Here is a 12346-nt window from a genome sequence, read left to right on the forward strand (position 1 = left end):
GCGTCTGAATATTGCCTGCGAGGTGATGCTTTTGATTACCCGTATTACTTGCCCACCAGAATATTTTGGCAAAAACCTGCACAAAAAATGAACATGGTTCTGGTCGAACCCAATTGTTTGCGTTTCTATTTCATAGCGCTGCGGTTTTTTACACTTGCTTCTGGTTTCATCCAAACAATGTCGTCAATGAAATCCCATCCCATTTCCATCAAGTAATGATGAATGTCAAAAGTCAGCGTGATTGTAGGTCTTGTTTCCTTCTTTGGTTTTTTCTTGATTATGAATTTCCAAATTAGTCCACCGATGGCTGCTGCTAAAATGACCGCTAATGGCCAAATGAAATGTTCCCAAACCTGTTTGTTGTTTTGGAGTCCATTTAAACTGTCAATTTGTAGTATTGTCATTTGTCGTTTCAAAAATTACTGCTAACGTTCCGCAAATTGCCGTTGCACTTTAAATTTACAATTAACCCGCATGATGGCAAGCGGATGTTGGCAATTGGGCGCTCACGTCCTGCCGAATGAAGTGTCTGTCCTGCGAGAACTGCGAAATTATAGAGGAGAAGTTGTCCGTTTTCATATTGTTTTTGTCTGTCCCCCGTGTGAAATCACAAGGTCTAACAACACTTTATGTTTCTTATAAGAAACACATGCGCAACTGTCAATAATAGAGAATATTTTATAGATGCAACGCTGTCCCGCCAGATTTTTTTCTGCCTGTAAGTTGTCGTTAGTTCAGATTTGTCTGCTTGCAACCGAACGGGCAGCCGTGGCACGAGTGTGTCCGATTATAGTGAACCCTGTTTATATGCGCTTGAATCATATTTTGTCGCATGAGTTTGAAATCAACTTTCTTTTTTCTGTATGCTTCCAAAGGTGTCAGCCCGTTTAGTGAACCCAGTGGGCGTTTATCGTTGTAGTCCGGGATGATTACTTTGTCCATTAATTTTTTTAACTCTGATTGATTCGGAATGTGTCGGGGGAATAAGTAACCATACTTGATAATTTTATTTACAGATTCAGCCATTGAATTTGATTTCAGAATATCCTTCAACGCAACTAATTTTTCTACTGGATATTTTTCCATGAAGGTTTCTACTTTTTTATTATTGTTCTCTGTGCCACCGTCCACAATCAGTTCAACTTTCTTTTTCTTTCTTGGCGCGGGCTTTATTTCTGCTCTGTCAATAGTTTCCGCAAAGGTTTCTAAACGGATTTTCGCGCATACTTTGTCCGCCACTCTCCAAGAGGTAATGTATCTCGAATAATTATCTACTACAAGATAAATGTATGAGGTGTTTCCGTCTGCTGTTTTCAATTCTGTGATGTCGGCATGCCACTTTTCATTTGGAGCAGAAGCGCGGATTCCTTCTGCATATCTTCTTTTGATTTTTCTATGACGCTTGCGCTTAATTTTCATCAGACGCGCATATTTGTACCAAGTGTTCGGATGCGCTTTCAATATTTTTCGTTTGATTCCGTAATATGCCACTGAAATAATTGGCCAGTGCAAGGTTTTTTCACTGCTTAACATTCGGTGCATTTTATGGACTTCGCCAGCGGTGAGTTGTTGCGGATAAGCGTTGTTGCATAATTTCTTTAAGGATTGTCCGCACTTGTAATAATATTCCATTGCCCAAATACGAAACGTAGTTCGGCTGATTCCGACAAGTTTGATTGCTCTTTTCAACCCGATATTTTTTCTCGCTCTTTGAACAGCGTCAACTATGCGGTGCTTATGCTCACTAATCTTTTTCACATAATCTGTTCCTGTTCCAATAATGTCTCTTAAAGTTTTGTTGATTCTATAAAAAGCAAGTAAAGTTTTCTGCATGCGCTGGTCTTCCGATATTTTTTTCATCAGGTCATAGAGTTCTTCTATGTTATCATTCAACTCGTACCCAACGTATTTATCTCCTGCTTCCCGTTTCCATTTGCTGAGCAAACTGCGGTGAATTTGTTTTCGGAATACTTCAGGCAATAATCCTTTGCGGACTAAATATTTCACTCGTGTATCATAAGATTTTCTCTTTTTCATAGATGTTTCCTTGTAGTGCGCTCCTGCTTACTTGCAGAAGTGGTAAAAAAATGGCAAGCTCTTGGCGCATGCAAAACTATAATATCCTGTACCATTCATGCGCCATGTGCTTGACATTTTGAATTTGCACGAACCCTGACCGCCAACAGAAGAACACTTGTCGCCATAGGGAAAACACTTCGCGCCATCGTAAAAACACTCAGCGCCAACGGTAGTTTTCCCGTTGCCATCGCTTCTTTTCTCATTGCCAAAGGAAGATTTTTAATTACAGCGGGAAGAACACTCCGCGCCAACGATAGTTTTCTCCGCGCCAAAAGAAAAAAACCTGTTGCCAACGGTAGTTCACTCGTTGACAAAGGTTCTTTTCCTCTGGCACTTGGAAGATTACTTTTTTCTCCTGCTTTTAAACTGGAGTTTGGAGACTTGTTTATACTGCGGACTGGTTGCTCCGAAAACGGACTTGACATATTTCTTCACCTCCAAAGCAATATCCACCAAGCCCGTTCCGTCTGCATAAAGTGTGCTGTCTCTTGCAATGATGGAGTTGCTGTATGGAGTAGTGGCATTGATAACGGAAGTATTGACGGCTTTCAAATTTGTGATAGTTGTATTCATTCCTGTAATTTTCAAATCAGTTTCGTTGGGAATGTATAATGGTTCAGCCGTTACGAGTTTCAAAAGTTTATCAAAGTTGTCTATGTAGTTATCGAAACTCTGTTGTGAAACGGATATGTGATGAATTTCTTCAACCTTCACATTCGGGTCGGCAGGCGGAGTAGGCGTTACAATTTTATCCGCACGTTTTCCCTGAAGTTTGCGGTTAATTGTTTTTGCGTCATCAACGGTTTGTTTCGATGCGTCCGTTGCTTCAAGCGCATTGATAATTCTTGTGCAGTATTTTTTGAATGACTCGAAAGCAATTTCACGAGCGTTCGTAGAATTGTCGAACGTGGTTTTCTTTGTCTTTAGAGTGGAGAGTGCGCCTTGCGAATTTGTAAGCAGAGTATTCAGCGCGGGAATCTTGATACTTGCTTTTGATGGATTGTAGGTGGTTCCGTAGCCCGTTGCGAAGGAAATTAGATCCTCGAAGTTCGCTACATTTTTTGCGTGACCTGTTTCTGATGTTGATGACATTTTACACTTGCCCGATTATTTATTCTCAGGACTTTTTTGGTTAATGTTAATTTTTCTTTAGTGTAAAATTTCATCATGTATTCTTTTCGTGTTTTATTATAACGGTGTAGTTTAATTTTTATTGTTCACCGTTGTAATTGGGGAGTGATTGCAACTACTGTGCCAAAACTCTGAATTGTAGAAATTGAAATAAAATTAAAGAAGGAAGAGGATGAGATGGCGGGACGAAATTTCTATTGAATTAAATTATCAGCAAGCAATTCCGCTTGTTTTAAAACTGTTTCAATGGCTTTTGCTTGTTTGTCTGGCGGGTAACCGTATTTGTTTAGTGTCCTTCTCACTAATACCATCAATTTTGCTCTTGCACTTTCTCTTATTGTCCAATCGATGGTTGCATTCGTTCTTACTTTATCTGCGATTTCAAGTGCAAGTGCTTTTAAGTTTTCATCACCTAAAACATTAATTGCGCTTTCATTTTCTGCAAGCGCATCATAAAATGCAACTTCATCCACTGTCATTTTCAATGCTTCGGTTCTTGCATATTCCTCTTTTACTTTTTTGGCAACTTCATCAACTAAAAATTGAATTATCTCTACTGTTGTCAAAAGATTATTCTGATATTTTTTCAATGCTGATTCAAGCATTATCAAAAGTGCCTTTCCTTTTGTAATGTTTCGCTTCGTTACATTTTTTATTTCGTCATTCAGAATTTTTTTAAGCAATTCCAATGCAAGATTTTTATGCTGCATTCCTTTTACTTCCAATAAAAATTCATCTGATAAAATTGACAGCCCTGAAATTTCGGGCTTCTGAATTCCTGCTGCATCAAAAATGTCAACTACTTTATCGCTGCTCAATGCTTCATCAACAATTTGTTTGATGGCTGTTTCAATTTCAATATCTGATTTGCCACCGCCTGTTCCTTCAAATTTTACCAATCGTGCTTTCACCGCTTGGAAAAAAGCAATTTCTGTTAAATGTGGCTGCACTTCATCTTTTGAAATACAGATAGAAAGCGCCTGACTTAGCAAACCAACTTCTCTAACAAATCTTTCTTTGCCTTCCTGCAATCCCAAAATATGTTCTTCGGCTTGAAGAATGATAGAAAGTTTTTCCTGTGGTGTTCCGTTAAAAAATCTTCTGTAATTAAATTTCAAACTGTTCTCATAATACGCTTGGGGTTCTTCCACCAAAATATCTTTCTGCGTTTTGCTTTCTTCATTAAACATCTGCTTCACCACCTGCAATTTCTCCATCATCACTTTCACTGCCACATCAATTTTTTCAGTCGGATCTCCTTTGCCGCCTGCATCAGAATAAAATGAAAGTGCTTTTTTCAAATCGGTTGCTATTCCTAAATAATCTACTACCAAACCTCCTTTAACTTCTTTAAACACTCTGTTTACTCTCGCGATTGCCTGCATGAGATTATGCCCGCGCATGGGCTTATCTATATAAAGTGTTTTTAAAATGGGAGCATCAAAACCTGTGAGCCACATATCACGAACAATGACCAACTTCAATGGGTCATCAGGATTTTTCATACGGTCGGCTAAATTTCTCCGCTCTTGTTTTGTGGTATGATGTTTTGCAATTTCAGGCCCATCTGAACTTGTGCTTGTCATTACCACTTTGATTATGCCTTTTCGTAAATCTTTATCGTGCCATTCCGGACGCAATGCAATTATTTCTCTGTAAATCTCTGCTGCTATCCTTCTGCTCATCGCTACAATCATTGCCTTGCCTTCAAAAACTTTTTGGCGTTGTTCAAAATGCGCAACAATATCTTTTGCTAAATTTTTTATCCTGTTCTGATTTCCTACAATGGCTTCCAACTTTGTCCATTTTGCTTTTGCTTTTTGTTTCTCTGTAATTTCTTCGTCTTGTTCCAACTCTTTATCAAACTCCTCAATCAATCTTCTTCCTTCTTCGTCCAGATTAACTTTTGCCAAGCGGCTTTCATAATAAATTTTTACTGTTGAACCGTCTGCAACTGCCTGTGAAATATCATATATATCCACATACTGCCCGAATACCTGAGGAGTGTTTACATCCGTCCCTTCAATTGGCGTGCCAGTGAAACCTATGTAAGTTGCACTGGGTAGCGCATCACGCATATACTTTGCGAAACCAAAAGCAATCCGTTTTCCGATTACTTCTTTTGTTTCAGGATTTTTTTCATCCAGTAACTTCGCTTCAAAACCGTATTGAGTGCGGTGCGCTTCGTCTGCAATCACTACAATATTTTTTCTATCGGAAAGTTGGTCATAAACAGATTTATTTCCTTCGGGTAAAAATTTTTGAATTGTAGTGAAAATAATTCCTCCGCTTGAAACTGCCAGCACCTGCTTCAGATGTTCCCTGCTTTCTGCCTGCACGGGCTCTTGGCGCAACAACTGTTTTGAGGCAGCAAATGTGTCAAACAACTGGTCGTCCAAATCATTTCTATCAGTGATTACAACAATTGTCGGGTTTTTCATTTCAGGCGCTGTAATCAGTTTGCCTGAATAAAAAACCATTGATAAACTTTTTCCCGAACCTTGTGTGTGCCATACTACACCGCCTCGCTTGTCGCCATTCGCGCCCGATGCTTTGATGGTGCTTTGCACGGCTCGGTTTACAGCAAAGTATTGATGATATGCCGCTAATTTTTTCTCCGTAAAAATTTGCGTCAATCCTGTTTTTGCGTCTTCCTTTTTTGTTTTTTCAAATACAATGAAGTTGCGAATCAAATCCAAGAGTGTGGAAGGGTTCAGCATTCCTTTGAGCAAAGTTTGCAATTGCGGTTTGAAACGTGAATCTTCTTTTACTCCGTCAGAAGTTTTCCAAGCCATGTATCTGCCGAAATCTGCCGACAAACTTCCCGCTTTACATTCCAATCCATCACTGATTACGCAAATGGCATTATAAGTGAACAGCGAAGGGATGATTGCTTTATAAGTTTGAATCTGGCTGTATGCGCTCCGAAGATTTGCATTTTCATCCGTTGCATTTTTTAATTCCATTACCACTAACGGAATTCCATTTACAAAAAGCAGAACATCGGGGCGTTTGTTCTGATTATTTTCAACGATGGTGTATTGATTGACTGCAAGAAATTGATTGTTTCCTATGTTTTCAAAATCAATCAATGCCACTTCATGGCTTCTCTCATAGCCGTCTTTCTGATAAGGAACTTTTACTTTCTCAACTAAAAACTTATGAAACTCCTCGTTGTTATGCAACAGTTCAGGCGAATAAATACGCAATACTTTTTGAACGGCTGCTTCCTGTGCCTCTTGCGGAATGTGAGAATTTATTATTGCAATTGCCTTGCGCAGGCGTTCAATCAAAATGATTTGCTCAAAGTTCTCTCTCTCCTGCGATTCTGCATCTGGTGCAATGTGCAGCCCATGTACATATCCCCATCCCTGCGAAGCAAGAATTTCAAGCGCTGAATCTTCAATGATATTTTCGGTGATGGGCTTCATTAATTCAATCTTATTTCTCCGCTCATTAGTTTTGGAAGAAGTGTATCACGGAGTTTTGAGAGAGTATTGATTTGATTTAGATTAAATATTATTTTATCAAAGAAAGGCTGGGCTTGTTGTCCAAATGAATTTGATTTTTCGGAATCATAAGATGCAAATTTCATTTCTTCAATTCCTGTTGTGCTGATATTTTCTTGTGCACTTCCAGCACAAGCATTGACAATATGGTCTTGTCCTTCTCTTGATTTTAATGCCAAGTAACCAATGATATTTCCATAAGGAACTTTTGCTTCTAATTTTCCTACTCGTTGATTAACCCAAATTTCTTTTTCTGTTTTTTCTACTATTCCAATCTTCCCAATTTCTGCTCCAGTCATTGCAATAAGAAAATCTCCGCTTTTAATTTTAAATCTATTGTCAAGATATTTTACAATACTTTCATCAACGAAATCGGAATTTTTTATATCAATAATTCCCATTGAAATATTTGTAATCTTAATGATGCCTGCAAAACCTGTAGGTTTAAAATCTTTACTCTTGAAAGCATAACCGCCTTGAACTTTTACATACTCTGACAAACTTCCATGCCATCCCGCTTCCTCCACGAACCATTGCCTGAAAAGTGTTTCAGCTAATTGTTCAAGCGTTTTGTTTTGGCGTTGTAATAAATCTATTTTATCATCTAAACTGGAAAGGGTTGAGGCGATGGATTTTTGTTCGGGGAGTGGGGGTAAACTCCATTCAGTTGTTTTCAAAAAATTCCAATCTGCTCTTGGCATCCGTGTTCCGCCTTCACCACTGTTTGCTGTATTTACAAAATCCCAATTTGCTATAAAGTAAAAAAGATAATCTTGGTCAAATCCTTTCTTTGCTCTAAAAACCCAAATATCCGTTGAACAAATTCCGTCAAATTGAGGCTTTACAACCTTTCTAAAATATGGTCGGAGTTTCCCAAACAAAATGTCATTTGCTTTAAATAAAAATTTATTACTTGTAACATCTGAAGAAACTCCAACTGAATTTAATCTTAAACTTTCCTGTTCAATGTGTTCTAATCCAATGTAAGAGTAATCATCACTTCCGTCAGGATTGAATGTTTCTTTAAGCGGTTCGGTTATTTCTTCCAATTTATATTCCTTCCATCTGCTATACAAATCAATTCCCACTCTGTCAATATGTGCTGTGAGTGCAGGTTCTTTGATGGTGTGGTAATTTACAAGGTCAATTTCATAAGGCAGGTTTAAATCATCCAACTGCATACTCACTTTGCGTTCGGTGTCAAAAGTGTAGTCCCTGCCTTTTACTGCGAGGTCAATGTCAGAACCTTCCTTAAAATTTCCTTTAGCCCGTGAGCCAAACAAAATTACTTTGTCAATGGCTGTACAGCTTTCAAAAACTTTTTGAATGCGCTCTATTACTTTATCGGATAAGCCGTATTTCATCAGGTAGTTTTGCTTTCAACAAGAAGCCGTGTTTCTAATCGAACAAAAAGATTGAAATGAACATCACGAATTTTTTCTACCATCTCATCCGCTTTTTTTTCATCGTAAGTATGCACGGTCAATTTGCGGTCGTCCACCATATCCATCCATACTTGCCCGTCACTAATCAGCCCCCTGTTAAAAGCCAAACGAAAAGCATCACGGCTGCCCTGTATGTTCACTTCGCCCTTGCTTTCATAATAATCTTTGATGGTGTTCCATGCCAGTTCGTATGTATATTCAAATGCTTTTATCATTCCCTGTTCTTCTTTATCATTCAACTCCTCTGATTCATAAAATTTTCTTAGTTGTTGAAGTGCTTTCCTGTAATTAACGAATCGCTGCTCCCAGCGTATATCTTTATTTGGCATATTGTGTAATTTTTATTTTAGAAAGATTGTTTTCTATTTTTTTATTCAGTTCATCTTCTTCGGCAATTTGTTTTTCCAATTCTGATTTCAGCGTTATAAAGCGCTCTTCAAAATTAAAATCGTCTTCATCATCGGGCAAGCCCACAAATCTTCCAGGGGTAACAACATAGTTCATTGCTTTTACTTCTTCAACGCTTACACTTTTACAGAATCCCTGTATGTCGGAATAACCATTATCATCTGTATGCCAGTTATGGTAGGCGCTTGCAACTTTCATAATGTCATCATTAGAAAATTCAAGTGTCTTTCTGTTGATTAAATGTCCAAGGTTACGTGCGTCAATAAAAAGAATTTGCTTTTTGCGTTTGGTTTTATTCTTATTAAGAAACCAAAGACAGGCAGGGATTTGAGTATTGAGAAATAATTTTGCAGGAAGATTTACAATACAATCAAGCAAATCATCTTCTATTAATGCTTTTCTTATTTCTCCCTCATTGCTTGCTTTTGTTGTCAGCGAACCTTTCGCCAAGACAAAACCTGCTTTACCATTTTGAGATAAATGATAAATGAAATGCTGTATCCATGCGTAGTTGGCATTTCCTGCAGGCGGCACACCATAAACCCATCGCGCATCTTTCTTTAAGAGTTCACCGCTCCAGTCGCTGTCATTGAAAGGCGGGTTGGCAATTATGAAATCTGCTTTTAGGTCTTTGTGCGCATCGTTTAAAAAACTTCCTTCATTATTCCATTTCACATTGCTGCTGTCAATGCCTCTTATTGCAAGATTCATTTTTGCAAGCCGCCATGTGGTTTGATTGCTCTCCTGTCCATAAATAGAAATATGGTCGGCAGGATTGAGAGAAAGTTTTTTACCGTTGTTCTTTTTGTAATGGTCTTGGTGGTACTTTATAAATTTTTCACTCTGTACAAACATTCCACCGCTTCCGCAGCATGGGTCAAACACTCTGCCTTCGTATGGCTCTAACATTTCAACCAATAATCTCACAACACTGGAAGGTGTATAGAACTGTCCGCCTTTTTTTCCTTCCGCCAAAGCAAACTCCCCTAAAAAATATTCATATACTTTGCCCAATACATCTTTGCTTTGCGCTTCTTTTGTTCCAAGGGTTGCTGTGCTAATCATATCAATCAATCCGCCAACACTTGCCTTGTCTAACTTTTCCTGTGCGTACACTTTGGGCAATACACCTTTCAAAGAAGGGTTGTCTTTTTCAATGGCATCCATTGCATCGTCAATGTCCTTACCAATAGTTGGTAACTTTCCTCTGCCTTGCAGCCATGACCACCGTGCGGAAGGCGGCACGTAAAAAACTTTCTCGGCTGTATATTCATTTTTGTCTTCAGCGTCTGCACCTTCATAATCGTCTTTGCCCTCCTTCAATTTGTTGTAGAGTTCTTCAAAAGCATCGGAAATATATTTTAGGAAAATCAAACCCAACGCAACATGCTTGTATTCGGCAGCATCCATATTCTTACGGAGTTTGTCAGCCGATTTCCAGAGTTTTTTCTCTAAGGATTCTTCTTTTATTTCTTTTTCTTTCTTAGCCATTGTGTTTTATGAAATTATCGGTCAAAAGTACAATTTTATTCCCGTTTGTTTTTTGTGTGCAGGATGATTTGGCTCTTTTGCCCTTGCCCCTATAGGGATTTCCGGGCTGTTGGGGCAAGGGTAAATGTGCCAAATATCGGTTGCGATAAACTGTTTTCCCCGCGGGTTGATTTTATGCTGTCTGGTTATGCGCAACTGTAAGCCGTTGCAAAGTTGTCTGACCGATATACCTGTGTTTTTATTGCTGTCGCGGTGGGAGCAGCGGTCAATTGAGAAAATAATTGTCCCCCGCGCTACCTTATTATGTGTTTTTTATGCTGTCCGTTACCGTGCAATTGTCCGCGAAGCGCGGAAAAGTCCCCCGCTTTTTTGTCCTTGTTTAGCGCAGAAAGGTTCAACTGTCAAATGATAAATTGTCTAAAGTTGATGTCTTTTTGCGCCTTGTTGCCAACGTTCCTCAGCTTTGCGAGGGCGGGGATTTGAAATACTTAATTGTCCGCCATTACAAAGCACAAAACGAAGATACAAACTTTCAATTTACTCGTCAGCCCCGCTCGCGCAAAGCTGATGTTGGCGGTTCGTTGTTTTTTTGTCGTGCGATGCTGTCCGCTGTCAGATTTACCCTGAAGTAATTGTCCAAAGTGGGAAAAACGGTCGGTTTTAAAACTTTGTCCAACCGCTGTATTTGTTTTTACAACTCAAATTATGGTTTATTCAATGCGAGTTCTGGTTTTTCAGGTGGTCATTCTGGTTTTTTCAACACGAGTTCTGGTTTGTCCAAGTGCTATTCTGGTTTATTTAATACGAGTTTGGGTTTGTACGTTGTCAATTCGGAAAAAATTTGTCGAAAAACGCAAAGTTGTCAGCCGAAAACCGCTGTCAGCCGTGCGAAGTTGTCGAACGAATGCGCAACTGTCCTGCGTTAAAAAATGTATTTGTATTTTTTTAGTCACTGTCTGCAAACGATGGCGTGACCTTTGTAAAACTTGATTGTCTGTCCCCGATAAGTTTTTTTCACAAAGTCAGCGCGGGACAGTCCCACGAGAAAAGTTGTCAACGGAGTGAGAAGTTGTCTTGCTGAAAAAGTCGTGGAAGAATTGCGGGACTGTCCCCCGATGACTTTATAAACTGTCGCGATTTACTGTCGTTTTACAATGACCGCCAACGTTTTGCAGGTTGGAGAAGTGGCGGTGTTCGGAGCACTTCACTGTCCCACAGCACAAAGATAATTAAATGCTGAAGACATTTTTTCTAAATGTCAACCGCCATTTCTCCAACCTGCTGTTACCAGCAGTTTTTTCTGTCGTGACTGTCCCACGCTACACGCGAAACTTTGCAGGAGAAATTGTCGAGACGAAAATGATTGTCCTACAAAATTGTCTGACGGGACGGTCACACGAAAAAACTGTCCAACGAGAGGGTTGCTGTCTGCCGATGCGAAACTGTCTGCGTAGAAATTTATTTTTTTGTTTGTTTGATAATCTGTCCGTCTGCATTTATCAAGTATGATATTGCTATTTCATTTGCTCCTCCCACATTGTCGCTGATTATAATAACATTTATTTGCAAGCCCTTTTCAATACAACCTTTCTTCTCTGCATAAAATGGAACGCGTCCACCGTCTGAGGAAATAAAAAAGTCTTGTTGATTATAAGATGCTACTAATACTTTTGAAATTAATTTACCTTGCTTTGTCAAAGTGCATAGAAACTTTTCAGAATATGTCCAGCCGTGCAAATTGTATTGACGCTCGTAAACTATGATATTAAAAGATTTGTCTGTTGAAATTCTTTTTATAGAATAAAAGTTACAGTCGGATGTGTCGCCAAATGTATTATAGTAGTAAAGTTGTTCGGTGTCCGCTAAGAGAAACTTTTTTACTAAATCATTACTTATTATTTGGCTGTCTGGTTTTGCAAGTATTTCGCCTTGCTGACCGTCTTGCTTTAGAAACTTGTCCTTTTTATAGTCAATGCAAACAGGTAAATTAGTTTTTGGAAATAATTTCAGAAAATTGTCAACTGTCTTGGTTGTGTCTTGCGAAAAACTTGTCAAGGTCAGAGAAACTGTCAAACCGAGAACTGCTGTCGAGACGAGAAGAAGTTGTCTTTTCATTGTTTTTGTTTGCTGTCAACCGAGAGAGTTACTCGTATGTTTGCGAAATTAAATAAACTAGTGCAACTAAAAGAAAAAAAGAGTGAGAGCAATATGCGTTACAAAACAACCCTTGAGGTATGTTCGTAGACAGAGAATCCTCACTCTTTTTAAAACTCTTTAAAGTCA

10 protein-coding genes are annotated in these 12346 nt (G+C 38.9%); 1 reads left to right on the forward strand and 9 read right to left on the reverse strand.

What is annotated here, in order from left to right:
- The 8 genes from HY841_01175 to HY841_01210 form a co-directional block, all read right to left on the reverse strand.
- Positions 1-174 (reverse strand): transposase (locus HY841_01175; GenBank protein MBI4929345.1); only part of this gene is annotated, 174 nt, incomplete at its 3' end.
- Positions 126-404, reverse strand: coding sequence for a hypothetical protein (locus HY841_01180; GenBank protein MBI4929346.1), 279 nt, complete (start codon positions 402-404; stop codon positions 126-128). The genes HY841_01180 and HY841_01175, both read right to left, overlap by 49 nt.
- 325 nt (positions 405-729) lie before the next feature.
- On the reverse strand, positions 730-2037 hold the full coding sequence (locus HY841_01185) for a transposase (protein MBI4929347.1): 1308 nt from the start codon (positions 2035-2037) through the stop codon (positions 730-732).
- A 384-nt stretch (positions 2038-2421) separates the two neighbouring features.
- Positions 2422-3171 (reverse strand): hypothetical protein, encoded by a 750-nt coding sequence (locus HY841_01190; protein MBI4929348.1) that lies wholly within the window; start codon positions 3169-3171, stop codon positions 2422-2424.
- Between the two features lie 233 nt (positions 3172-3404).
- Positions 3405-6641 carry a type I restriction endonuclease subunit R gene (locus HY841_01195; GenBank protein MBI4929349.1) on the reverse strand — a complete coding sequence of 1079 codons (3237 nt, stop codon included), beginning with the start codon at positions 6639-6641 and terminating at the stop codon, positions 3405-3407.
- Positions 6641-8083: a restriction endonuclease subunit S gene (locus HY841_01200; protein ID MBI4929350.1), complete on the reverse strand. Its 1443-nt coding sequence runs from the start codon at positions 8081-8083 to the stop codon at positions 6641-6643. The genes HY841_01195 and HY841_01200 overlap by 1 nt, the downstream gene beginning before the upstream one ends.
- Positions 8083-8493, reverse strand: a complete 411-nt coding sequence (locus HY841_01205) for a nucleotidyltransferase substrate binding protein (GenBank protein MBI4929351.1) — start codon at positions 8491-8493, stop codon at positions 8083-8085. Before HY841_01205 ends, HY841_01200 begins: the two co-directional genes overlap by 1 nt.
- Entirely contained in the window at positions 8483-10063 is a 1581-nt protein-coding gene (locus HY841_01210) for an SAM-dependent DNA methyltransferase (GenBank protein ID MBI4929352.1), read from the reverse strand. The genes HY841_01205 and HY841_01210 overlap by 11 nt, the downstream gene beginning before the upstream one ends.
- A 413-nt stretch (positions 10064-10476) precedes the next feature.
- Between HY841_01210 and HY841_01215 the strand changes: the two genes are divergently transcribed.
- Positions 10477-10695: a hypothetical protein gene (locus HY841_01215; protein ID MBI4929353.1), complete on the forward strand. Its 219-nt coding sequence runs from the start codon at positions 10477-10479 to the stop codon at positions 10693-10695.
- Between the two features lie 826 nt (positions 10696-11521).
- On the opposite strand, the gene HY841_01220 is transcribed toward HY841_01215, so the two are convergent.
- Entirely contained in the window at positions 11522-12178 is a 657-nt protein-coding gene (locus HY841_01220; protein MBI4929354.1) for a hypothetical protein, read from the reverse strand.
- Positions 12179-12346 lie beyond the last annotated feature (168 nt).

Source organism: Bacteroidota bacterium (assembly GCA_016213405.1).
Classification (GTDB): domain Bacteria; phylum Bacteroidota; class Bacteroidia; order Palsa-948; family Palsa-948; genus Palsa-948.